Here is a 23,286-nt window from a genome sequence, read left to right as displayed (position 1 = left end):
CGCGTCAGCGAGCCAGCACCTGGCGGAGGACCTCGCGCAGCACTCCGGCGGGATCGTCGGCGAGGCCCGCGCTGCGCCAGGCGACGTGATGGTCCGGACGGACGAGCAGGCAGCCGCGTTCGCTGATCTCGCGGACGCGTTCCCAATCGCCGAGCGGGTCGGTGTAGTCGCAGCCGAGGCCGATCTGCCGGGCGGCGAGGTCCAGCCCGAATTCGGTGGCCAGCTTGCCCGCGGCGTCCAGCCAGTCCTGGCCGCCGATGCCGGTGAGCACGGTGAACCGGCCGTGGCCGGTGATGTCCACAGTGGACACCGGGGTTCCGGCGTGTTCGAGCCACGCGTGCGGCAGCCGGGCTCCGGGATGGGTGGTCGCCTGGTAGTACAGCTCCGCGTCGCGGGCGGGGATCGGCCAGGGTGCGCCGTCGGACGCCACCGCGGCCGAGGCGTAGCGCTGGCCGAGTTCGACGCCGTGCGCGTTGAACTGGTAGTTCTGCAGTTCGACGGCCGCGCGCAGTTCGGCGCGGCGGGCCTGGCCTTCCGGCGTGTCCGCGGCGAGGCCGGCGAGACTGCGCCAGCCCTCTTCGGTGCTCTGGCCGGGCCGGAAGCCGAACGCCTGCGAAATCGGCAGCATGTCCTCGACGCTGCGCATCGCGCGGTCGACCACCTGCTTGCCGACCGGCTGCCGTTCCGCGTCGTAGGTGTCCAGCAACGCTTCTCCGGCCTCGCCGCGCACCACGGACGCGAGCTTCCACGCCAGGTTGAACGCGTCCTGCACCGAGGTGTTGGTGCCGAGCCCGTTGGCGGGCGGATGCCGGTGCGCGGCGTCCCCGGCCAGGAACACCCGGCCGCGCCGGTACGAGCGGGCGACCAGATGGTTGATCTGCCATTCGCTGACAGCCTTGACCCGGACCTCGACGTCCGGGTCGCCGATGATGGTCGACGCTCGCTCGCGAACGGCGCCGGGGGACAGGTCGGGCGCGCCTTCGGCGGGGTCGTACATGAAGAGCATGACCCATTCGGTCCACGGCTTGACGCAGATGAACGTGCCCGAGCCGACCCAGTAGTCGTTGCCCGGCTGGCACATCCAGTAGAGCGTCCCGGGCCGGTGCGCGGTGTAGCGGGCGAGATCGGCCTCCAGCCACACATTCGCGGCGCGGCCGAGCCCGGACTCGCCGTCGAACTCGAAGCCGAGCTGGTCGGCCACCGTGCTGCGGCCGCCGTCCGCGCCGATCACGTACCGCGCGACGATTTCTTGCTCAGCACCGGTTTCCCGGTCGAGCACCACCGCGTGGACGGCGTCCGGCGTCTGCGAGATCCGCACCAGTTCGGTCGAGAACCGGAGGTCGGCGCCGTGCTGCTCGGCCCCGGCGCGCAGTACTGGCTCCAGAATGTGCTGCGGGATATTGCACATCGCGCTGGGGCTGGCGGCGGCGTAATCGGCGTGCCGCGCGGTGCCGCTGCCCCAGGTTTTGAGCCGGGCCAGTTCCTGTCCGGCGAAACTGGTCGCCCAGACGTTGTCGCCCATCAGCTCGTTCGGCACCGCGACTTCCCGCACGGCGTCCTCGATGCCGAGATCGCGGAAGACTTCCATGGTGCGCTGATTGGTGATGTGGGCCCGCGGCGAGTGCGCGGCGCCCGGGTATTTGGTGATCGTGACGGCACGCACGCCCTGCGCGGCGAGCAGCGCGGACGCGGTCAGGCCGGCGGGACCGGCTCCGACGACCAGTACATCGGTTGCGAAAGCGGGCATGACGGATCGACCTCCTGGGCCGCGCCCAGTCAGCAGGAATGAAGGGAGACGGCCGGGTCAGCCGGCCTGGTGCGCGCCGGTCATGAGCGCGGCCAGATCGTCGGGGTGCAGGAACGACGGCGGGGGAGGCGGGCCCCAGTTGAACAGCCCCTTGGCGCCCTCGAGGGTCTCCGGTGTCCAGAGCTGGTCGTCGACGATGCTGTCCATGTCGGAGTAGTACTCGGAGAAGTTGCCCGCGGGATCCTTGAGGTACCAGAAGAAATTGGATCCGGCGTGGTGCCGGCCGAGGCCCCAGACGTGGCGTTCCGGATGGTCTTCGAGCATCGCGGTCGCGCCGCGGCCGACCTCGTCGACGTCCTCGACCTGCCACGACGTGTGGTGCAGGAACGCGACCGGCGCGGCGAGCGCGAGCACGTTGTGGTGGTCGGTCGAACAGCGCATGAACGCGCCGTGCCCCTTGATCGCGTCGCTGGTCTTGAACCCCAGCCCGGCGGTGAAGAACTGGATGGTGCGCTCGTGGTCGGGGGAGCCGACGACGACGTGGCCGAGCTTGCGCGGCCGCACCGCGCCGGAGCGCAGCACGCCGGGTGCCCGCGTGTTCGCGCGCTCCAGCCGTCCGGGCCCGTTGTACGGCGTGGGCGGCTCGGGATCCTGGTGCAGCCGTTCGGCGATTCGGACGACGACCTGGAACCCGGTGACGGGCTCGCGGGTGAACAGACTGTCGCCGGTGATCTCCGCTGGAATGTCCAAAGAGGACAGCTGGCGGCGGATGCGGGCGAGGTCGTCCGGGTGGTCGGCGCCGATGCTCAGTTCCATCAGCTGTCGTCGCGGGGAGTGGACGATTTTGAGCTGACGGCCGCCGTCTCGGGTGCTGAACCAGCCGTCGGTGTCCTCGGCGAGCCCGAAGTCCCGGTAGTAGCGGGCGGTGGCGGCGACGTCGGGCACGCCGACGACGAGCGAGTTCAACCGGTGCAATGCCATTGTCCAGCCCTTTCGCTAAGCGGTGACCATCCGCTGCCGCAGTTCGCCGATGCCGTGGACGTAGCTGACGAGCTGGTCGCCCGCCTGCAGGTAGCGCTGCGGCGTGCGGCCCATGCCGACGCCGGACGGGGTGCCGGTGAAGATGACGTCGCCGGGCAGCAGCGGGGTCACCGCGGACAGCCGGGCGATCAGCGCTGGCACCGAGAAGACCATCTGCGAGGTGCGGCCCTTCTGCACCTGCTCGCCGTTGACGAGCGCGCCGAGTTCGAGATCGTCGCGGTCGGGCAGTTCGTCCGGCGACACGACCACCGGGCCGAGCGGGCCGAAACCCGGGTAGGACTTGGCGAGGCTGAACTGCGGGGCGGGACCGGCCAGCTGCAGCAGCCGTTCGGAGATGTCCTGTCCGACGGTCAGCCCGGCGACGTAGTCCCAAGCCTGGTCTTCGGCGACCCGTTCGGCGCGCTTGCCGACGATCGCGACAAGCTCGACCTCCCAGTCGACGTTCCCGCCTTCCGGGATGACGACGTCGCCGTACGGGCCGGCGAGGCAGGTCGGGAATTTGGTGAACACCGGCGGCGTCTCGGGCACGGCGAAGGACGATTCGGCCGCGTGGTCGGCGTAGTTCAGGCCGATCGCGAACACCTGGCGCGGCGCCGGGACCGGATTGCCCAGCTGGTCGTCGCGCACCGGCCGTTCGAGCGCGTGCCCCTCGCCGATCGTCGCGGCGAACTCGGACAGCTCCGCCCAGCGCTCGTAGGCGTCCTGGACGTCCGGGCCGAAGCGCCCGCCGCTGGCCTCGGCCGCGTCCACGGCTTTGCCTGGTGCGGTGACCAGGGCCAGTCGTCCGTCCACAGCAGCGACTTTCATGCGGGGCTCCTTCGCATCCGGCTTCAGTGCCCTCCAGTTGTACGCGCTCAGATTCGACGAGGCAATAAACTTTCGAAAGTTGCACCGAGATTCGTATCCGCTAGAGTGGACGGCATGGCAGGGGAAACGACGCGCGCCGAGGGCGTCTACCAGCAGCTCCGGGCGGACATCCTGGGCGGCCGGATGGTTCCCGGGCAGCGGCTCAAGTTCCCCGAACTGTGCGAGCGGTACTCGACCAGCGTCGGCGCGGCCCGCGAGGCGCTTACGCGGCTGACCGCCGAGGGGTTGGTGAAGACCAGGCCGCACCTCGGCTACACGGTCACGCCGCTGTCGCACGAGGATCTCGCCGACCTGACCAAGGCACGCCTGGAGATCGAATCGCTGGTGCTGCGGCTGTCGATCCTCGAAGGCGACGTCCAGTGGGAGGCCCGCGCGGTCGCCGCGCACCACCTGCTCGAACGAACCCCGTTCACCGACCCCGCCGACCCGGACCGCCCGGCCGACGCCTGGGTGGCCGCGCACGCCGACTTCCACCTGGCCCTGTTCGACGGCTGCCGCAACCGCAGACTCGTCGCGACGGCGCGCGGCCTGCGTGAGGAAGCCGAGCTGTACCGGCAGTGGTCAGTCTCTTTTGGACAGGAAACTGACCGGGATCTCCCGGCCGAACACAAGGCGATCCTCGAAGCGGCGCTGGCTCGTGACGGGGACCTGGCGGCCGAGCGGCTTCGGGACCACATCGCGCACACGGCGCAGCTGCTGATCAGCTGCGCCGAGGACGAGCCGAACCGGCCGTAGTAGCGGAATTTCGTTGCCTGCGCGGGAATTTCTGCCTGCCGGGTCAGGTCGTGGCCGGGGTGAAGTTCTCCCGGTGGATCATCCGCGGCGCCATCCGGCGACGTTTGAACGCTTTCACTCCGGCCTCGACCATTGGCGGAGGCCCGCAGAGCCAGCCCGACCAGCCGCGTGCGCTGGGGACGTCTTCGAGGAAGCAATCGGTCGGGAAACCGGTGCGGTGCGTGCTGTTCTCGGGCTCGTGCGACAGCACCGGCAGGAACGCGAAGCCCGGGTAGCTGTCGGCGAGTTCGGCCATCAGGTCGAGGTCGTAGAGGTCGGCCGCGCCCCGAACTCCGTGGTACAGCAACACTTTCCGGGCCGGATCCCGGGACAGCGCGGTGCGCGCGAGGCCGATCAGCGGAGCGAGACCGGTGCCGCCGCCGATGAGCGCCATGGGGCCGCCGTCGTCCTCGTCGGCCGGAGGCAGGAAGAAGTCGCCGAGCGGGCCGGTGACTTGGACTTGTTCTCCGACGGAGAGGTCCGCGAAGATCCACTGTTCGGTCGCCGCGCCGCCGGGCACCAACCGGACGTGCAGCTCCAGGACTTTGTCCTCGTCGGCGGTGTTGACCAGCGAGTACTGGCGGCGCACGCCGGTGCCGGGCACGGTGAGCTCGACGTACTGGCCCGCGTGGAAAGCCAGCGGTTCGGGCAGGCCGAGCCGCAGCCGCCGGGTGTCGCGGGCGATGTCCTGGACCTCGCGGACGGTCGCGGTGAGGTCGCGCAGCGGGTGCGTGGCCCGGCCGCCGCCCGCGGTTTCGATGACGACGTTCGAGCGGAGCCGGGCCTGACACGCCAGTGCCAGGCCCGCCGCCCGCTCGTCGTCGGTCAGGGTGTCGGCGGGGGAGTCGCAGTGGTCCACGGCGCCCTCGACCACCCGTAGTTTGCAGATGCCGCAGGTGCCCTGGTTGCAGGAGTTCGGCATCCAGACGCCGGCCCGGAGGAAGGCGTCGAGCATCGGCTGGTGTTGCCCGCATGGCACTTCCCGGCCGCCGACGGTCGCGGTGAAGGACATGTCAGGCCTCCCAGGCGACGTGCAGCGACGTCGGCCCGCGGAAGCCCCAGCCCCAGAACTCGACGTCGGAGGAGGTGTCGCGTTCGAGGTTCGGGATCGATTCGAACAGTTCCTCCAGGGCGATCCGCATGACGTGGTTGGCGAAGTAGATCCCGGCGCAGGCGTGGTTCCCGGCACCGAACGCCAGGTGCGGCAACGGCGGACGGTGCAGGTCGTAGCGGGTCGGGGCCTCGTAGACGCCGGTGTCGTGGTTCGCCGAACCGTAGGACAGGATCACCGGCGTGCCCGCGGGAAGGTCGACCCCGGCGACGGTGACCGCCTTGGTCGAGATCCGCGCGGTGGCCGACCAGATCGGCGAGGTCCAGCGCATCCCCTCGGAGATCGCGCGGGGGATCAGCGCCGGGTCGTCCACCACCTGCTCGAGCTGATCGGGTTCGCTGAACAGCCCGGTCAGGGTCGAGGCCATGCCGTGGCCCGGTTCCTGCATCGCGCCGAGCAGGTACACGTAGATCGTCGGGTAGATGTATTCGCGGTCGCGGGTTTTCCCCGGCGGCATCCCGTCGTGCAGCCAGTGCGAGATCGCGGTGTCGGCGGGTTCGGCGATCCACCGGTCGATCAGCGGGTCGACCGTCGCCTGGATCTCGGCCTTCGCCTCGTCGCCCTGGACGAACCCCTCCGGGTTGGCGAATTCGCCGTCCTCGGTCATCGCCGCGTTGGTGAAGGACCGGCTCAGTTTCGCGAACCACTCGCGCAGTTTGTCCGAGCTGACGTCGTGCAGCCCGAGCAGATCGCCGAGCGAGCGGACGCTGACCGGTTCGCAGTACTGGGACACGAGTTCCGCGCGGCCGTCGTTCTCGAACTTCTCGAGGTAGTCCCGCGCGATGGGGCGGACGAGGTCGTCGATCCACCGGTCGACCTCGACGGGCTGGAGAGCGGGTTCGACCATCGAGCGCAGGTCGGCGTGGATGTCGCCGTTGACCCCGATGATCGCCGGATGCCCGAAGGTCCGGCCGCCCGCCGGGGTGATGACGGCCTCGAAGTCCGGGCTGGTCGCGACCTCGCGGCAGATCTCCGCGGTCGTCGCGACGTATGACCCGAGCACCGGCACGTACGCCAGCGGAGCCTCGCGGCGCAGCCGTTCGTAGGGCTCGTACGGATTGCGTTCCAGCTGGGCCATGGTGATGTCGCCGATCCAGGAAAGATCGTGGACAGCGGTGGTGTTCGTCGTCATTGACGCGGCCTCCTTCGTGCGGGTTGGACGAGAAGGTAGGTCCGCGCGGGCCGCGCCCACGACACGCGAAGCGCGGATCCGGTACGGATCGCGCGACGAATCCGGCGCGTCGCCGCAGATCAGTTAGCATGCGTCCATGTCCGCACGCCGTGGTGCGGCGCCGCGGGACTGGGAGCGAGTCTCGAAGTCGGTGGCCGACGCCTACTTTCCGCACCAGCTGACGCCGCTCGGCGGCGGCCGCGAACCGCGCCTGACCCTGCGGACGCTCGACCTCGGCCCGGTGCTGATCGGGTACGTCGGATGGGGAGCCGACGTCGAGATCGCCTGCGACTACCCGGCCGCCTACGAGGTCAACCTCCCGTTGACCGGCCACCTCGCCAGTCGCGGCAAGCACGGCCCGGTGACGTCGGTGCCCGGACAGGCGACCGTCTTCCGGGCCGACACCCCGTCGCTCATCACCCACTGGGACGCGACGTGCACCGTGCTGGGGGTGAAATTCGACCGGGACTGGCTGGACCGCGAGGCCGAGCGGGTGCTCGGCGTCGGAACCGTCCGGGTCGCGCTCCCGGACCAGCTCCGCCTCGAACACGGCCCGGCGCGCGACTGGCGGCACCTCGTCGCGGGCCTGTCGTCCCAAATGCGCGACGGTGCGTTGTTCAGCGACCAGCCGATCGTCCGGGAACAACTGGCCGGGGCGGTCGCGGCCGGATTTCTTCTGGCTGGCTGCCCGGATTCCGGTCGCGTCCCGGCGCCGCGGCCGCGGTCGATCACCCGGGTGGTCGACGCCGTCCGCACCGATCCGGCTCGGGCGTGGACTGCTTCTGAGATGGCCGCTGTCGCCGGGACGACAGTCCGGAGGTTGCAGGAGAGTTTCCGGGAATGGGTTGGTTGCACGCCCACGGAGCATCTCGTCGGAGTCCGGTTGCAGCACGCGCGCGCGGATCTGGAGGCGCAGCCGGAGTCGTCGGTCAGCGAGATTGCTGCACGGTGGGGTTTTTCGAGCGCGAGCCGGTTCGCTGCGGCTTTTCGCCAGCGGTACGGGCATCCGCCGTCGCAAGCTCGCTGAACCCCACCGGCGAGTCAGGCCAGCGAGCCCGCGCGCCGGCCGAAGACGACACCGGCCGCCAGTCCTGAGCCGCCCGGGTAGTTGCCGGAGAAGAGCCCGCCGAGCATCTCGCCGCATGCGTAGAGGCCGGGGAGGGGGCGGCCGCGGTCGTCGAGGACCCTTCCGTGCGGGTCGCCTTTCAGGCCGCCGAAGGTGAAAGTGATGCCGCAGGTGACGGCGTACGCGTAGAACGGCCCGGTGGTCAGGGGAGTCGCCCAGTTGCTCTTCGGCGGCATTGTGTCGGCCCGGCGGCCGTCTTTGACGTTGGGGTCGAACGGGATCGAGACGTCGATCGAGCGGTTGTAATCATTGACGGTCTTGGCCAGGCGTTCAGGATCGACACCGATCCGCGCGGCCAGTTCTTCGACGCTGTCGGCGCGGGCGACGGAGACGCCCGGCATGTCGTATTCCTCGGCGCGCAGCATCGGGCGGAGACCGGCGTCGAAAAGCTGGTAGGCGACGGAGCCGGGCTGTTCGAGGATTTCCTTGCCGTACTTGGCATAGGTGTAGTTGCGGAAGTCCGCTCCCTCGTCGAGGAACCGTTCTCCGTCGCGGTTGACGATGATGCCGAGCGGGTAGCTTTGCCGGGTGAGCCGGTTGGTCAGCTCCCGGTTGGATTCGTTGCCGGGGGTGAACGCGTCCCACTGGGTCGAGTGGCACGACTGCCAATCACCGCCCTTGGCCGCTCCGAGCGAGAGCGCGGCGGTGAGCATCTGACCGGTGTTGAAGGGCGTTCCCCGTACTTTGGCGTTTTCCCAGCCCGGGCCGAGGTGGGCTCGCCGCAGTTCCCGGTTCGCCTCGAAACCGCCCGCGGCGAGGACGACCGATTCCGCGCGCAATTCCTCGACAATCCCGTTGTCCTGCCGGACTTTCACCCCGGCGACGGCCCCGTTCTCGGTCAGCAGGCCGAAAACGTCCTGTCCGTAACGGACTTCCGTGCCGAGCTGGTCGGCGACCCGGACGTGGTCGTGCATGAGCCCCTCCCCGCCGCCGACGTTTCCGACGTGCAGCCCGCCCCAGAACAGGTAGGTGCCGTCAGCACGTTCGTAGGCCTGCCGCTCGTACATCAGCCGGTACTTCAGGCCGAGGGAGTGCAGCCAGCGCAGTCCAGGCGCCGCCTCGTTGACCAGCGCCTCCGTGAGGTCGGGGTCGTTGCGGCCGTTCGTGACCTTCGCGAGGTCGTGGGCGTAATCGGCCGGTGAATACGGGGGCACGTCGGTGGTGGCATGGCGCTCGTCGGGTTCGATGAAGTCGACGAGATCCGTGAGACCGCGGTGGGCGATCCGAGTGGCTCCCGCGGTGTAGTAGCTGTTTCCGCCGAACTGCTCGCGAGGAGCTTTCTCGAGAATCAGCACCCGGCGGCCTCGCACCGCGGCGGCGTGCGCGGCGGTGAATGCCGCGTTGCCGCCCCCGACGACGATGACGTCAGCGGCATTTCCCGGGTTCGCGGTTCCGGCAGACGCGTTCAACGAAGTGTCCCTTCGGCGTTTTCGGTGGTATGCAACGGGTTTTTCGGCTCAGCTGCGGCACCGGTTCGCGCGGACAGGGTTTCCAGCGGGCGTTTTCCGGTGCGCGGCCCGAAGACCGCGATCGCGAGCGCGACGATCAGCCAGCACGCCGCGATGTACACGAACACCGCTTGGTAACCGAGCCCGGCGAAGATCGACGCGACGAGCATCGGCCCGAAAATATTCGCCAGCCGTCCGGTTCCGTACACCAGTCCGTGCCCGGCGTTGCGCAGTCCGGTGGGGAAAAGCTCGGGGCTGTAGGTGTAGAGCAGCGTGGCGAAGGTCTGGATCAGGAGGTTGACGCAGAACCCGAAGACGACGATCGCGACCGGGTTGAAGGTCAGGCCGTAGGCCAGCCCGCTCGCCGCGGTGGCCAGCGCCACGACCACGAGCGGAAGCTTGCGCCCGAGCCGGTCGGTCACCGGCCAGGCGAGCAGCGCTCCGGGGACCGCGCCGATCGTGGTGAGCGCGGAGAACCCGAGGGACTTGGCGACGCTGAAGCCGTGCTGCGTCAGGAGAGTGGGAACCCAGGCCACGAAACCGTAGAAGCCGAGGGTCTGGAAGATCCATACGACCGCGAGGAACAGGGTGGTGCGGCCGTACGGGCTGGTGAAGAGCTGCCGGTAGCCGCTGGGTCCCGCCTTCACCGGCGGTCCGGCCGGGGCGTCGGCGATCGGCGGCAGCGGTCCGGCTCGCCGTTCCAGCTTTTCGAGGACGGCCTCGGCCGCGGGCAGCCGGTCCCGGTGGACGAGCCAGCGCGGGCTTTCGGGCAGTGCCGCGAGCGCCGGGAGCGCCAGCAGGGCGGCGGATCCGAGCACGAAGACGAGCCGCCAGGAGCCGGACCCCAGCGGGACGATGCCGCGCGCCGAGAACGACATGAACGGGATTCCGGCCAGGCCGACGGCCATGACCGCCGACTGCATCCGCCCGCGCCGGGCGGCGGGCATGACCTCCGAGATGTAGGTGGTCGCGGCGACCACCATCGCGGACAGCCCGACTCCGCTCAGGAAGCGGAAGACGACGAAGCTCGGCACGTTGAACCCGGCCGCGTTGACCAGCGAGAACACCGAGAACAACGACGTCGAGCAGAGCAGGGCCCGTTTGCGGCCGATGAGGTCGGAGACCCGTCCGCCGAACGCCGCGCCGACCGCCATGCCCAGGAACGCGGCCGAGGTGACGACCGCGACGTCCGATACGGAGAATCCGAGGTGCTTGACCAGCGCCGGTGCGACGTAGGCGAAGGTGTTGAGGTCGCCGAATTCGAACAGGAACACGAAGGCCAAGGTGGCCAGTGCGAATTTGTGGGCTCTGGTGATCGGGAGACGGTCCAGGCGGGCGGCCGTCGTGAAGGGCGTGAGCACTTCTATCCTCCTTGATAGACGTGGCGTCCCGGTGCCGGGGGAGCGGACGGGCGCGCTTTTCAGAGTGACACCGCCAGTTCCGCGCCGACAGCGGGCCGGATTTCCGGTTGCGTGCGGTGCGGGCGACCCGTGGTCGGGATGTGGACGACTGCGGTCGCGAGCCTGCGGGCCGCGCGGAGCAAGGAGACTGTCTCGACCACACCGGCGGAGCGGGTCCAGCCGACCTCGACCACGCCGGCGAGGGTCCCGATTCGCAAGGACTGACAGTCGTCGTTGACGTGGACGACACTTCCGCGCTTCGCGGCCGCGATCGCCACCGCTACGGCTGAGGTCAATCCGATCGCAGGGTGCGCGGCGTGCATGGAGAGCATGCGCACCGCGACGTCGTAGTCCCGCGCGCGGATCAGTTCTCCGTCGGCCGTCCGGTAATCCGCCGCGGGTCCGACTACTCCGGTCTTCGGCACCGCATTGGGCGCCGGACGGCCGGGCGGCACCAATCCGTGCAGAACGGCTCCTGCCGCACGGAAGGCGGTGAGCGTCGGCAGCCGCTCGGCGATCTCTTCGGCGGTTTCGGTCGCGGTCATCGCCAGGCCGCGGGCGTCGATCAGGATCGCGGGCGCTCCGGCGTTGACCACGCTCGCTTCGGCGGTCACTCCGCCCGCGCTGACGAGCTGGATTGGGCGGCCAGTCGGGAACGAACGGTCGAGATCGAACGGCCCGCGGAAGGTCAATTCAACCGGCACGCCGCCCGATTCGACGCCAGGCACGAGGGTGTCCCCGATTCGCGGTGCGCGGCCGCCCGGCGTGGCGACCGCGGTCTGCAGGACGGCGCCGGTGTTGAGGTTGCGCAGCCGCACGGTCGTCACCTCGCCCTCGACCGCGACGAGTCCTTCCTGCACCGCGTAAAGACCGACCGCGGTGGCGCAGTTTCCGCAGTTGCTGCCCCATTCGACGACCCGCTCGGCGACCCCCACCTGACCGAAGAGGTAGTCGACGTCGGCACCCGGCGCGGTCGAACGGGAGACGACCGCTGCTTTCGACGTGGTCGACGTCGCTCCGCCGACTCCGTCGATCTGCCGGAGGTCGCCCGAGCCGAGCGCGCTCGCCAGCACGACGTCGAGGTCGAACGGCAACGCCGCCACCGCGTCCGCGGCGAAGAGCCAGCACTTGCTCGTGCCGCCGCGCATCCACGCACCCGCCAAGTCGACCGTGCCCGCTTGGGTATTCACCTCGAACTCCTTCGGTTGCCGTCTTCCCGAGCAAGCGTGCGCGACCGTGTCGGTTCAAACCAGCTAAAGTTCCTCAAGGTGGCTTAAGCTGAGCTGTAAGCTGTGGGGATGAGGATGGACATCCGGCGGATGCTCGTGCTGGTCGAGGTTTCCCGCGCGGGCTCGCTGACCGCGGCGGCGGAGAACCTCAGCTACACGGTTTCCGCGGTCTCGCAGCAGATCGGGCAGCTGGAGGACGAAGCCGGGCAGCCGCTGATCGAGCGACGGCCGCGGGGCGTGACGCTCACCGAGGCGGGCCGTGCCGTGGTGCGCCATGCGGAGAAGATCGAGCGGATCGTGTCGGCGGCCCACGAGGAACTGGCCGATCTCGCCGGACTCAACACCGGAACGCTTCGGCTCGGCACGGTCCCGACGGTGACCGAATCGTTCCTGCCGACAGCGATCTCCGCGTTCCGCGAGCACCATCCCGGAGTCGACCTGCGGATCCACAGCGCACAGCTCTCCGGGCTCGAGCAGCTCCTCGAATCGCGGGAGATCGAACTGGCCATTACCTGGGACCGCGAGCGGTCCGCGGGCGAACCGGAGAAAAGCCTGACCAGCCAGTTGATTTTCCGGGATCCGAGCGTGCTGCTGGTGCCGTCCAGCCATCAGCTGGCCGCCCGGTCGTCGGTCCGGATGGAGGAACTCCGGCACGAGCCGTGGATCATCCGGACCTCGCCGAACGTCCTGGCGCTGCTCAACGCCGCCTGCGAAGCCGCTGGCTTCGAGCCGATCGTCACCTTCGAAGCGCGCAGCTACCAGGAAGCGCAAGCGATGGTCGCCGTCGGCATGGGAATCGCGCTGGTGCCCCGGCTGTCGCTGTACAGCCTCCGCGACGACATCCGCGTCCTGACGGCGGTTTCGCCGCGCCCGCCGAGCCGCCGGATCGTGCTGGCCCACCGACGCGGGGAGCGGCTTTCGCCCGCCGGGGCGGCGATGCGGAAACTGCTGATCGAGACTGGGCGCAATTGGGTGCCCGCGTAGCCGCGGTCTTGGCTTCCTGCGAGCTAGCCGCCTTGATGCGCAAACGCAGGCCAGCGGGCACCGACGAGGATCCGTCGGTGCCCGCCGCCGGGTTCGTCCGCTCAGTAGTCGAAGGACACCTGCGCCTGAGGGGAGCACACGTCTCCCCGGCCGGGCACGTCCTCGCAGACCTTGATCTTCGCGCGGGCGCTGTGCCCGTTGCCCGGCAGGCGATTGGACAGATTCGTCGGCACGTACCTCATCCGCTGAGTGCGTGGGGTTTGCTTCGTGGCGACTTTTTCCCACACCGAAGGAAGACCCGGGCCGTAAATTCGGTAGAACCAGAATTCTACTTCGACATAGACGCCTTTTCCGTTGTTGGACATATCGACGTAATTGATGCCGACGGTCGCGTACACGCCGCCGTTGTTCGCGAAGTCGCCGTTGGCCTTGGCGAGCGGGGCACCCGACTTGAGGGCGGTGACCGCCCAGGTCGGATTGGCGGCACTGGCCGCCGGCGCGAACACGACACTGGCGGCGAGCCCGGTCGCGGCGGCCGCGAGAGCCACCGCGGAGCGAATCCTGGACATGTGAAGTTCTCCCTCCGATCCGGCCGCCGCTGGGAGGGGCGACCGAAGGAGCGCCACGCTGCCGGACCCCGTCCTCGTCCCGTCACGGTGCGGTCCTCCCGCAGGTCAGGGCAATTGCCCGGAAGCCAGGATTCTCGAGAACGCCGCCGCTAGGGTGACAACTGCTCCGCGGAAATCCGGACGAAGATCCGAAGCTGACACCAGGAGGTCAGGTGCCCCCGTCTCGTGTCGACGAGATCGCTCGGCTCCTCGACTGGCGCGAAGAATTCACGCCGGAAAAGGAGTGGTCAGACGTTGAACGCGAACTCGGCACCCCGCTGCCAGCCGACTACAAAGAACTTCTGAACCGCTTCCCGGGCGGAGTATTTCGCGGGATCGCTATTTATAGTCCGGTCGTGACCGCGCAGGCCTGGATTGAGTACCAGCGCGATCTTGACGAACTCCTGAACATCCTCGGCGACGAGGACCTCGAATACCTCACCGACGTCGACTACGGTCTCTTCCCCGAGCCCGGCGGCTTGCTGCCTTGGGGAACTGACGGTCAAGGCGGAACCTTCTGCTGGATCACCGCATCGGCTGATCCGGATGCCTGGAAGGTCGCTTACCACAGCCAAGGCGCGGACGAGTGGCGCGAACATCCGGGCCCGGCCACGCGGCTTCTGTACGAAATCCTGGCGAACGCCGGCGAGGACAACCTTCTGAAGTGGGATTTCACCAGCATCGCCGTGGAGTTCATCCGATCGTCCGCGCACTGACCGGGACTGTTCCCCGCCGGATCGGACCGGCTTCGGTGAACGTCAGAGGTCGAGGACCGTCACGGTCACCCGCGCGACGTCGCCGGGATCGAGTTTTTCGGCTTTGCGTACCGCGCGTTTGACCGGGAGCACATAGCCGCGCTCGCTGTCCGGGAAGATCGAGGTTCGCCAGGTTGTGGCGCCGACCCGGACCAGTACGCGCATCGACCCGAATCCGCGGCGCGGCCCGCCTAGCTCGCGGATTTCGTCCGAGATGTCGCCGGGCAGGCTGACGAAGGTCCAGGTGTCGGTCCGCCGTGCGTCCCAGATCCACAGTTCGGCGTCGAAGTGCACTTCCACTCCGCCAGCTTCGCACGCGACACCGACAGTTTCCGGAGCGAGCCGCGCGAAGCTCGACTTCGATGAGGTGCGGCAGGACGGTCACCCGCGAGCTTCGGGAAGCTCGACCACGAACCGCGCCCCGCCGCCTGGTCTGTCCTCTGCCCATACCCGGCCGTTATGGCGGTACACGTGGTCCGCGACGATCGCCAGTCCGAGACCGGTTCCCGAATCAGGTTCGCGGCGTCCGGCGTGCAATCCCCGGGAGAACCGCTCGAAAATCCGCTCCCGGAGTTCGGCGGGCACCCCCTCGCCCGCGTCGTCGACCTCCAGCCGGACGACGCCGTTGCGTGCGTGTGCGGCCACTCGGACAGCGCCGCCGCCATAGCGGGCCGCGTTGTCGAGCAGGTTCGCCAGGACCCGGTCGAGGCGGCGGCGGTCGGCGGCTACCAGCAGGGGTTGCTCAGAGAGGTCCAGCGCGGGACGCGGGGCGGGGCTGCTCGCGACCCCGCTGCGGACGAGCGGGCCGAGGTCGACCAGTTCGCGTTCCTCGCCGTTGTCGGCCTGGTCGACGGCCGAGATCTCCAGCAGGTCGAGCACCATCCCGCGAAACCGGTGCAGTTCGGCCAGCAGGAGGTGCAACGCCTTCTGCGCGGGCGCGGGCATGGCGTCGCGGCGGCGTTCGAGCACTTCCGCGACAGTGGTCATCGTGGTGAGCGGCGAGCGCAGTTCGTGGCTGACGTCGGCGGCGAACCGGGCGTCGCGGCGGACTCGTTGCTCCAGGGCGTCGGCGGTCGCGTTGAAGGTCGCGGCGAGGGGAGCGAGGTCCGGCCCGGCCTGTTCCGGCAGGCGGGCGCGCATGTCGCCGCGCGCGATGCGGGCGGCGGTCTCGGTGAACGCGGCGAGCGGACGCAGCGCGCGGCGGGCCGCCCAGGCGCCGAGGGCGACGCCGAACAGGCCGCACGCCACAGTGCCCGCGACGAGGATCATGCGCAGGTTGCGGAAGGTTCGCTCGAGTCCGAGCAGCGGATGAAGCTCGACGTAGAAGCCGTCCGCGGTGGTGAGTTGTTGGGCGACCGCGAGAACCGGGACCCCGTCGGCGGTGAAGCGGTCGTGCGCGGGGGCGCCGGGACGGGCCCGCGACAGCAGGCCGGGCGGGAGGGCCTCGGGCCGGATCGGGCGTCCGGCGGTGTGCCAGCCGCCGGGCAGGGACACGAGGATCGTCGAATTCGGTCCGGAGGTGAGGCCGGACAGCAGTTCGCCGAGTCCGTCGGTCTGGGTGCGGACCTCGTTGTCGACCAGCCGCGCGTTGATCCGGGAATGGCGGTCGGCGCTCTGCTGCCGCTGGTTGAGCAGATACCCGGTGGCGAGGTGCCAGGTCGCGGCCGACAGCGCGCTGACCACCACCAGCAGGCCGAGCCCGAACGCCGCGGAAACCCGCCAGCGCAAAGAAAGCCGGGCCCGGTTCACCGCTGGGGCTTGGCGCGGTAGCCGATGCCCCGGACCGTCAGCACGAGACGCGGACAGTCGGGATCCGGCTCGACCTTGCGCCGCAACCGCCTGATGTGCACGTCGAGCAGCCGGGTGCCGCCGAAGTAGTCGCGGCCCCAGATCCGGTGCAGCAACTGCTCGCGCGTGACGACCTCGCCCTCGGCGGCGGCCAGCTCCGCCAGCAGCCGGAATTCGGTGCGGGTGAGGCGAATCGGGGAGCCGTCGCGGGAAACGGTCTCGTCGTGCGTGCTCAGCAGCAGATCGCCGACCTCGAGGCAGCACCGCCGGACCGGCGCGGCGCGCCTGAGCAACGCGCGGATCCGGGCCGCCAGCTCGCCGGCGACGAGCGGCTTGGTCACGTAGTCGTCCGCACCGGCTTCCAGGCCCGCGATGACGTCCTGGCTGTCGGCGCGAGCGGTGATGACGATGACCGGCAGATCGCCGCGCACCCGCAGCTCCTGACAGACGGCGAGCCCGTCCATGCCGGGCAGCATCAGGTCGAGCAGAACCACGTCCACGCTCACCGAATCCAGCATCGACAACGCGTCCTCGCCGCACGCGGCCTGCGTCACCATGCAGCCCTGGTCAGCGAGAGCGAGCGAAAGCGCTTCGCTGATCAGGGCGTCGTCCTCGACCAGCAAGACTCGCACCGTCATCGGGTCGCCCCTCCGCCGCGGAACATGCCCTAGAAATTGTTCCCTATCGCGGCAAGACCGGAGCCGATGCGAATTCCTTCGTGCATCGCGGCGGACAGCGAGGTTTTCAGCGGGTTCGGCCCTTTGTGTCGGCAGGCAGTGACTCAAAGAGGGTCCTTGGCCTCTCGGACGGCCGGGCGACGCGTTGCCACGATGAAGCATCAGCGGAATCTCGGACGACGGGAGAACGACAGTGATCTTCGCCCGGTACCTCATAGTCGGCGGCGTCGCGGCCGCACTCGCTGGCACGGTCATCGCGAGCCAGCCAGCTTCCGCGCGGACGGCGTCCTGCCGGACCAGCGGATTGCACGTCGCGCTCGGCCGGGGAGAGGGGGCCGCCGGGCACTACTACGTGCCGATCGTCTTCACCAACTCCGGCCGCGGTGCCTGCGCCTTGGGCGGCCATCCCGGAGTTTCCTACGTGGCGGGCCCGGATCGGCACCAGGTAGGAGATGCCGCCGTCCGGGAACCAGGAGTGGCGCCGAGGCTCACGTTGGCACCCGGCCAATCCGCGACGGCGTGGGTCGATCAGGTCAACGTCGACGTTTACGATCCGGCGAGCTGCGCGCCTCGACCGGTCTATGGGTTGCGGGTTTACCCGCCGGGCAACACCGAGTCGGCGATCGTCGCGGAACCCGGCGCGCGGGCGTGCGCGAAACACATGCCGGGCCAGCGCCCGCTGGCTGTCCGGGCGGTTCAGGAGCGCTGAGGGGTGCGCTGCCCGTCCGGACAGCGCACCTCCCAACTCAAGGCAGCTGCCGCACCAAGTAATCCCACACCGCTTGCACCGCACGCGGATGGTAAATGTGCTCCCGCTTCGCCCGCGATTCCTCCGGCGGCGACCAACTAGGCCACCCGCCGAACGACTGGGTCAGCAACTGCTGTTCACACGCCCGCTCCAGCACCACCGCGGCGACCGTCGCGCTCTCGACCGAATCGCCGACCGCGACGATCCCGTGGTTCACCAGGAACACCGCCCGGGCGTTGCCGAGTTCCGCTGCCAGGGACTTGCCCAACTCAGGCGTCAGGATCAGATCAGCGGTTTCCGTGTACCGCGGCACCTCAGGCGGCACGAACAGGTTCGCGGCATGGCTCACCGGCCGCAGTTCCTGTCCGGTCGCAGCGAGGGCGACGGCGTGCGGCGCATGGGTGTGCACGACCGCGTTCACATCCGGCCGCGCGGCGATGACCTCGGTGTGGATCGGGTATTCGCTGTGCCGGGGGCCGCTGCCGGAGACGACCTCGCCGTCGGCGTTGACCAGGTGCACCCGCTCCGGCGTGACCTCCTCCATGCCCCACTCGGCAGACTTGATCCACACGCCCCGGCCGTCGGCGTCGCGGCAGGAGGCGTGGCCCCAGATGAGGTCGCCTTGTCCGGCGGCGGCCAGGATCCGCGACGACAGCGCGACGAGTTCCTGTTGCGTGCTCATCGGTGCACCAGCCCGCCGTTGACGCTCAGGGTCTGGCCGGTCAGGTAGCCCGCGTCGTCGCTGAGCAGGAACGCGGCCAGGCCGGTCATGTCGTCGGCCCCGGCGGGGCGATGCAGGGATTGGGCTCGCAGCATGGCCTCGCGTTGTTCCGGCGTCACGGTTTCCCGCGCGACTTCGGTGTAGACCGGGCCCGGCGACAGAGTGTTGACCCGGATGCCGAATTCGCCGAGTTCGCGCGCCATCGAGAACGTCATGCCGTGCACGCCGCCCTTGCTGGCGACGTAGTGCAGGTAGCCGGGGCGGCCGAGTTGCACTGCGTCGGAGCCGATGTTTACGACGCTCGCCGACAGCGATGCCTGCAGCAGCGGCAGCAGCGCCGACACGAGCAGCCAAGGGCCGCGGAGATTGACCGCCATCAAGCGGTCCCATTCCTCGTCCGTGATCTCCCAGAACGGCTTCATCTTGATGGTGGAGAAGATCGCGGCGTTGTTGATCAGGCCGTCGACCCGGCCGTGCGCCTCGGTCAAGAGCGCGGCGAACTCCGCGCAGCTGCTGCGGATGGAGACGTCGAGGGCGTACGCGCTGGCTTTGCCGGGGCCGTCAAAGGACGCAGCGGTGGCTTGGACGCCCTCGAGGTTGAGGTCCGCGAGCACGACGGTCGCGCCTTCGGCGACCAGACGCCGGGCGTAAGCCGCGCCGATGCCTTGGGCCGCGCCGGTCACGACGACGACCTTTCCGGCGAGTCCGTTGAGGGTCATGTCAGGCTCCAGCTTCGGTAGGAGGGTTCGCCATCCGGGACGATCTCGGTGGACAGCAGCGTCAGGCAACCGGGGCAGAACGCCTGGCGCAGCAGCACTTTCCGGTCGACGAAGGCGGCGGGATCGGCGTGGACACCGGGTCCGGCTTCGGTCGAGGGGCGTTCGTGGCGAAGCGCGTGCGCCATCGGTTCGGCGGTGGTGTCGCCGATCCGCGTCGCGCAGTGCCTACAGACGACGGCGCCGGTCGCGTCGTCCAAGCGGAGGTTGAGGTCGAGGTTCACTGGTGCGCTCCTTCCGGCGGGGTGAGCCCGGCGCGCTCGTACCGCAGCCGGTCGCGTTGTGCCGCAGTGGCCGCGTGGTCGGGTTCGTCGTCCACGAGCACGACGCCGTAGACCTCGACAGCCGCGAGAGCGGACACCTTGCCGTTGCGGACATCCGCGGCGACGCGCTCGGGTTCGCGGTGCAGCGGGTCGCCGATTCCGCCGCCGCCTTGCCAATGGGTGAAGTAGACGTCCGCCTCGGCGAGATCGGTTTCCAGATGCGGCGGCAGGGTGTCCGCCTGGCCGCTCAGGTCGTCGATCGTCTGCGGGATCCGGCCGTTGGCGAGCTGGTCGCGCACGGTGGTGTCGCGGACGAGGACATCCCATTGCGTGGCAGCGGGATAACCGCCGGAGATGCCGGGAGCCTGCGGAACCGCCTTGCCGTTGGCCGAGACGACCAGGTGCACGCTGCGGGTGGGGGAGTCGTAGGGGATGAAGCAGCTCGACGCTCCGACGCCGCCGCGCCATCGGCCGGGGCCGCCGGAGTCGACCTCCTCGCGCCGCCACAGGTAGAGCATCGGGAAGCTGAACTCGTTGATCTCGATGTCGGCGATCCGGCCCATCGGGATGCAGTTCTCGCCGCCGGTGTCGACGCCGTCTCCGTCGACCTTCGCGCCGAGCCCGCCGGACATCGCGTCGCACAGCATCGTGGCGAAACCGCCGCCGCGCTGATCGACGCCGGCCAGCAGGGTGAGATCCCAGGTGCCGCAGCAGACGCTCATCGCTGACCGGCTCAGCTCGGCGTGCGTGCTGAGCATCTGCGCGACGGTTTCGGAGACCGCGTTCTGCGTGGACCAGGCCGAGTTGACCGACGCTTTCCCGATGCCCGCCGGGAAGGTGCAGTTGTTGATCGTCCCTGGCTCGCTGACGATCTCGACGCACCGGTAGATCCCGCCAGGCGACCACGAGATGTCCGGGCACAGCATGGTCAGCAGGATCGGCAGGATCCCGCCGCGCAACCCGGCGAGGGTGCAGTTGATGATGCCGTCGACCTGCGGGTCGGTGCCGGTGAAATCGAACGTCAGGGTGTCGTCCTGTTTGGACATCGCGACCACGATCTTGTGGATGTCCCGGTCGCCCGCCCGCGCGCCGTCCTGGTGCGCGACCGCCGACCACGTTCCGTCCGGCAGCGAACGCAGTTTCGTGCGCAGCTGGGATTCCGCGTCGCCCATCATTTTCTTCATCACGGCCTTGACGGTGTCCGGGCCGTACTTGTCGATGAGCGCGGTCAACCGGTCCTGTGCCACGTTGTTCGCGCCGATCTTGGCGCGCAGGTCCAGTCCGACCAGCCGCGGCACGCGGGACCGCCGCAGGTACATGTCCTCCATGTCCGAGCGCAGCCGGCCGCCTTCGACGATCTTGACCGGCGGGATCGGGAGCGCCTCCCAGAACACGTCGTGGCCTTCGACGGACCAGCTGCCCGGCGATACGCCGCCGAGGTCGACCTGGTGCGCGACGGCGCCGGTCCAGCAGAACAGCTGGCCGTCGTAGAACAGCGGCGCGAGGACGGTGACGTCGTTCTGGTGCAGACCGCCGCCGATCCACGGGTCATTGAGCAGGAACTGGTCGCCCGGCGCGATTCCCGGGTTCTCGGCGCGGTGCTCCAGCGTCCAGCGCACCGCCATGTCCAAAGCGGACCCGAGCTGCATGTTGTACAGCCCGACCTGGACGGTTTCGCCGGTCTCGTCCATGATGCCCGCGCCGAAGTCGTTGCAGTCGGTCACGACGACCGAGCCGGACATCCGCTTGATCGCGTCGCCCATGTCGTCGGTGATGGCGACCAGCCGGTGCCGGACCACCTCGTAGGTGAGCGCGTCGACGGCCTTAGAGCTGATGCGGTGCAGTTTCAGGTCGCCGAAGCGGGCTTCCGGGTCGAGGGGAGCGCCGGACTGGACGAATCGCTCGGATCCGGCGACGGGGATGACGGCCATCAGGAGTGTTCCTTCCGCTCGGGGAAACGGATCACGAGGTTGCCCAGCCGGTCCACAGTGGCCTGAGTGCCGGGAGGCAGGGCGACGGTGGTGGTGGGCGCTTCGACGACGGCGGGGCCTTGGATCTCGTGGCCCGTGCCGAGTGCGCGGTAGTCGTAGATCGCGGCGGGTTGGCGTCCGGTGCGCACGTCGAGCAGAACCTCTCGCTCGCCGCTCGTGGCGGGTTCGCCGGACAGGGTGCCGTGCTCGGGCAGCTCCGGCTGGATCTGCAGGATTCCGGTCGCGCGGACGCGGTAGGTGATCAGCTGCAGTCCGGCGTCGGGGAAGCCGGATCCCTTGCCGTACAACGCTTCGTAGCTCGCCTCGAAGTCGCGGCCGAGCTGCTCGACCGACTCGTCGGTCAGGTCGCCGCCCGGTACTGGAGTCGCGACTTCCGCGAGCTGCATGGTGTAGCGGATGTCCGCTTCGCGTTCGTAGCTGATCGCGGAGAAGGTCAGGCCCTGTTCGGCCAACCGGCGTTCGAGTTCGCGTTCCAGGCCGGTGAAAACCTCGTTCGCGGTGTCCGCCGCGACTGGCATCGCGACCGGTTGTGACTGTTCGGCCGTGAGCACGATATCCGAGGCGGCGAGGCCGTAGGCGGAGAACACCGCGGCGGTTGAACCGAGCGGGACCACGACCTCCTTGACGCCAAGGTCGGCCGAGTAGCTCGCGCAGTGCATCGGGCCCGCGCCGCCGAACGCGTAGAGGGTGAAGTCGCGCGGGTCCTGGCCGGAGTTGACCACGACCTTGCGCACCAGATCGGCGGTCTGGGCGTTCTGGATCGCGTAGATCGCCGCCGCCGCGTCCTCGACGGACATGCCGAGCGGCGTGGCGACCACCTTGTCGATGGCGTCGCGGGACAGCTGGACGTCGAGTTTCTTGCGCCCACCCAGGAAGTTGTCCGGGTTGATGATGCCGAGGACGAGGTCGGCGTCGGTGACCGTCGGCTCCCAGCCGCCCTCGCCGTAACAGGCCGGTCCAGGACGTGCGCCCGCGCTGCGCGGTCCGACGCGGAGGTTCCCGCCCGGGTCGACCCAGGCGATCGCTCCGCCGCCCGCGCCGATCGTGTGGACGTCGACCATGGGCGTGCTGATCGTGTACTGGTTGAGGATCGTGCTCGTGGTGGTCACCGGTTTGCCGTCGACGACCAGCCCGACCAGGAATGTCGTGCCGCCCATGTCGGTCGAGATCACCTTGTCGTGGCCCAGCGACGCGGCCATCCGCGTGCAGCCGACGACGCCGCCGGTGAGTACCGAACCGATGGTCGTGATCGCGTGCGCCGGAGCGTCCGCCGCGGTGACACAGCCGCCGGATCCCTGCATCACCAGCAGCGCGCCAGTGAGCCCGCGGGCCCGCAGTTCGGCTTCGAGCGGGCGCAGGTAATCGCCCAGCCGAGGGCCGACCTGTGTGTTCATGATCGTCGTGACGTTGCGCGGGTACTCCCGGATGCGCGGGCTGACCTCGCTGGACAGCGCCACGTACACCGCCGGCGCTTCCTCCTGCACGATCTCGCGCACCCGCTGCTCGTGCGCGGGATTGCGGAACGACCACAGGAACGACACCGCGATCGCCTCGGCACCGTCGGAGAGCAGGCTGCGGACCGCGGCCCGGACGCCGTCCTCGTCGAGCGGGACGACGACGCGACCCTGGTAGTCCACGCGCTCGTCGATCTCGCGGATCCGGTGCCGGGGCACCAAAGACGCCGGTTTCGCGGTGCGAGCCATGTGCTGGATGTCGTCGCTGCCCAGACCGGCGTAGCGGCCTTCGAGGTTCATGATGCTGATCGAGTCCGCGTGTCCGCGGGTGGTGAGGAAGCCGACCTGCGCGACGTCCCCGGTCACCAGCGCGTTCAGCGTCGAGGTGGTGCCGTGCACGAGATAGTCGGTGTTGGCGAGCAGTTCGCGGACCGGGATGCCGAGCTCCGCGGCGAGTTCGTCGATCGCGGTGAGGAAGCCGGTCGCGAAATCCGGGGGAGTGGACGGGGTTTTGGCCGCGGCGAGCCGGTTGTGCTGGTCGGCGACGAACGCGTCGGTGAACGTTCCGCCGGTATCGATGCCGATGACGTACGCCATGAGGGCCCCT

General features: G+C 69.4%; 22 protein-coding genes. 5 read left to right on the top strand and 17 right to left on the bottom strand.

What is annotated here, in order from left to right:
- Positions 1 to 4 precede the first annotated feature (4 nt).
- The 3 genes from AB5I40_RS04435 to AB5I40_RS04425 are packed head-to-tail and all read right to left on the bottom strand — an operon-like array spanning position 5 to position 3,595.
- Positions 5 to 1,747, bottom strand: coding sequence for an FAD-dependent monooxygenase (locus AB5I40_RS04435; RefSeq protein WP_370937133.1), 1,743 nt, complete (start codon positions 1,745 to 1,747; stop codon positions 5 to 7).
- Positions 1,748 to 1,804: 57 nt separating this feature from the next.
- Entirely contained in the window at positions 1,805 to 2,728 is a 924-nt protein-coding gene (locus AB5I40_RS04430) for a VOC family protein (protein WP_370937132.1), read from the bottom strand.
- Positions 2,729 to 2,743: 15 nt separating this feature from the next.
- A complete protein-coding gene (locus AB5I40_RS04425) occupies positions 2,744 to 3,595 on the bottom strand; it encodes a fumarylacetoacetate hydrolase family protein (protein WP_370937131.1) in 852 nt (283 codons plus the stop codon).
- A 114-nt stretch (positions 3,596 to 3,709) separates the two neighbouring features.
- Between AB5I40_RS04425 and AB5I40_RS04420 the strand changes: the two genes are divergently transcribed.
- Complete coding sequence (locus tag AB5I40_RS04420) at positions 3,710 to 4,390, top strand: GntR family transcriptional regulator (protein ID WP_370937130.1); 681 nt, start codon at positions 3,710 to 3,712, stop codon at positions 4,388 to 4,390.
- A 43-nt stretch (positions 4,391 to 4,433) separates the two neighbouring features.
- Here AB5I40_RS04420 and AB5I40_RS04415 read toward each other — a convergent pair whose 3' ends face one another.
- Both AB5I40_RS04415 and AB5I40_RS04410 read right to left on the bottom strand, forming a co-directional pair.
- The gene (locus tag AB5I40_RS04415) at positions 4,434 to 5,441 is read right to left on the bottom strand and encodes an FAD-binding oxidoreductase (RefSeq protein ID WP_370937129.1); all 1,008 of its coding nucleotides are present in this window, start codon (positions 5,439 to 5,441) and stop codon (positions 4,434 to 4,436) included.
- Position 5,442: 1 nt separating this feature from the next.
- Positions 5,443 to 6,672, bottom strand: coding sequence for a cytochrome P450 (locus AB5I40_RS04410; protein WP_370937128.1), 1,230 nt, complete (start codon positions 6,670 to 6,672; stop codon positions 5,443 to 5,445).
- A 136-nt stretch (positions 6,673 to 6,808) separates the two neighbouring features.
- Here AB5I40_RS04410 and AB5I40_RS04405 point away from each other — a divergent pair, with 136 nt between their 5' ends.
- Positions 6,809 to 7,738, top strand: a complete 930-nt coding sequence (locus AB5I40_RS04405) for an AraC family transcriptional regulator (RefSeq protein ID WP_370937127.1) — start codon at positions 6,809 to 6,811, stop codon at positions 7,736 to 7,738.
- A gap of 14 nt (positions 7,739 to 7,752) precedes the next feature.
- Here the strand turns inward: AB5I40_RS04405 and tcuA are convergent, their stop codons facing one another.
- Genes tcuA through AB5I40_RS04390 form a run of 3 tightly spaced genes read right to left on the bottom strand, consistent with a single transcriptional unit; the run spans position 7,753 to position 11,875 of the window.
- On the bottom strand, positions 7,753 to 9,246 hold the full coding sequence (gene tcuA / locus AB5I40_RS04400) for an FAD-dependent tricarballylate dehydrogenase TcuA (RefSeq protein WP_370937126.1): 1,494 nt from the start codon (positions 9,244 to 9,246) through the stop codon (positions 7,753 to 7,755).
- On the bottom strand, positions 9,243 to 10,646 hold the full coding sequence (locus AB5I40_RS04395; protein WP_370937125.1) for an MFS transporter: 1,404 nt from the start codon (positions 10,644 to 10,646) through the stop codon (positions 9,243 to 9,245). The genes tcuA and AB5I40_RS04395 overlap by 4 nt, the downstream gene beginning before the upstream one ends.
- A 59-nt stretch (positions 10,647 to 10,705) precedes the next feature.
- Positions 10,706 to 11,875, bottom strand: coding sequence for a PrpF domain-containing protein (locus AB5I40_RS04390; protein ID WP_370937124.1), 1,170 nt, complete (start codon positions 11,873 to 11,875; stop codon positions 10,706 to 10,708).
- Between the two features lie 108 nt (positions 11,876 to 11,983).
- Between AB5I40_RS04390 and AB5I40_RS04385 the strand changes: the two genes are divergently transcribed.
- Positions 11,984 to 12,898: a LysR family transcriptional regulator gene (locus tag AB5I40_RS04385; RefSeq protein ID WP_370937123.1), complete on the top strand. Its 915-nt coding sequence runs from the start codon at positions 11,984 to 11,986 to the stop codon at positions 12,896 to 12,898.
- A 101-nt stretch (positions 12,899 to 12,999) separates the two neighbouring features.
- Here AB5I40_RS04385 and AB5I40_RS04380 read toward each other — a convergent pair whose 3' ends face one another.
- Positions 13,000 to 13,467: a hypothetical protein gene (locus AB5I40_RS04380; protein WP_370937122.1), complete on the bottom strand. Its 468-nt coding sequence runs from the start codon at positions 13,465 to 13,467 to the stop codon at positions 13,000 to 13,002.
- A 212-nt stretch (positions 13,468 to 13,679) separates the two neighbouring features.
- On the opposite strand from AB5I40_RS04380, the gene AB5I40_RS04375 reads away from it, so the two are divergent.
- Entirely contained in the window at positions 13,680 to 14,222 is a 543-nt protein-coding gene (locus AB5I40_RS04375) for an SMI1/KNR4 family protein (protein ID WP_370937121.1), read from the top strand.
- Positions 14,223 to 14,264: 42 nt separating this feature from the next.
- Here AB5I40_RS04375 and AB5I40_RS04370 read toward each other — a convergent pair whose 3' ends face one another.
- The 3 genes from AB5I40_RS04370 to AB5I40_RS04360 all read right to left on the bottom strand — a co-directional run bounded on the left by AB5I40_RS04370 (position 14,265) and on the right by AB5I40_RS04360 (position 16,687).
- Complete coding sequence (locus tag AB5I40_RS04370) at positions 14,265 to 14,561, bottom strand: DUF1905 domain-containing protein (RefSeq protein ID WP_370937120.1); 297 nt, start codon at positions 14,559 to 14,561, stop codon at positions 14,265 to 14,267.
- Between the two features lie 81 nt (positions 14,562 to 14,642).
- The gene (locus AB5I40_RS04365) at positions 14,643 to 16,010 is read right to left on the bottom strand and encodes a sensor histidine kinase (RefSeq protein ID WP_370937119.1); all 1,368 of its coding nucleotides are present in this window, start codon (positions 16,008 to 16,010) and stop codon (positions 14,643 to 14,645) included.
- The gene (locus tag AB5I40_RS04360; RefSeq protein WP_370937118.1) at positions 16,007 to 16,687 is read right to left on the bottom strand and encodes a response regulator transcription factor; all 681 of its coding nucleotides are present in this window, start codon (positions 16,685 to 16,687) and stop codon (positions 16,007 to 16,009) included. The genes AB5I40_RS04365 and AB5I40_RS04360 overlap by 4 nt, the downstream gene beginning before the upstream one ends.
- 232 nt (positions 16,688 to 16,919) lie before the next feature.
- On the opposite strand from AB5I40_RS04360, the gene AB5I40_RS04355 reads away from it, so the two are divergent.
- Entirely contained in the window at positions 16,920 to 17,435 is a 516-nt protein-coding gene (locus AB5I40_RS04355; RefSeq protein WP_370937117.1) for a DUF4232 domain-containing protein, read from the top strand.
- Between the two features lie 37 nt (positions 17,436 to 17,472).
- Here AB5I40_RS04355 and AB5I40_RS04350 read toward each other — a convergent pair whose 3' ends face one another.
- From AB5I40_RS04350 to AB5I40_RS04330, 5 genes are read right to left on the bottom strand one after another with little or no spacing between them, the layout of a single operon-like run.
- Entirely contained in the window at positions 17,473 to 18,156 is a 684-nt protein-coding gene (locus AB5I40_RS04350) for a class II aldolase/adducin family protein (RefSeq protein ID WP_370937116.1), read from the bottom strand.
- Positions 18,153 to 18,914 carry an SDR family NAD(P)-dependent oxidoreductase gene (locus AB5I40_RS04345; RefSeq protein ID WP_370937115.1) on the bottom strand — a complete coding sequence of 254 codons (762 nt, stop codon included), beginning with the start codon at positions 18,912 to 18,914 and terminating at the stop codon, positions 18,153 to 18,155. Before AB5I40_RS04345 ends, AB5I40_RS04350 begins: the two co-directional genes overlap by 4 nt.
- Entirely contained in the window at positions 18,911 to 19,195 is a 285-nt protein-coding gene (locus tag AB5I40_RS04340; protein WP_370937114.1) for an acetone carboxylase subunit gamma, read from the bottom strand. Before AB5I40_RS04340 ends, AB5I40_RS04345 begins: the two co-directional genes overlap by 4 nt.
- Positions 19,192 to 21,165, bottom strand: a complete 1,974-nt coding sequence (locus tag AB5I40_RS04335) for a hydantoinase B/oxoprolinase family protein (protein WP_370937113.1) — start codon at positions 21,163 to 21,165, stop codon at positions 19,192 to 19,194. Before AB5I40_RS04335 ends, AB5I40_RS04340 begins: the two co-directional genes overlap by 4 nt.
- Complete coding sequence (locus tag AB5I40_RS04330) at positions 21,165 to 23,276, bottom strand: hydantoinase/oxoprolinase family protein (RefSeq protein ID WP_370937112.1); 2,112 nt, start codon at positions 23,274 to 23,276, stop codon at positions 21,165 to 21,167. The genes AB5I40_RS04335 and AB5I40_RS04330 overlap by 1 nt, the downstream gene beginning before the upstream one ends.
- Between the last annotated feature and the right edge of the window lie 10 nt (positions 23,277 to 23,286).

It is taken from the genome of Amycolatopsis sp. cg13 (assembly GCF_041346965.1).
GTDB lineage: Bacteria > Actinomycetota > Actinomycetes > Mycobacteriales > Pseudonocardiaceae > Amycolatopsis.
Note: the sequence above shows the minus strand (reverse complement) of the source record. Positions and strands in the feature narration are given on the sequence as shown.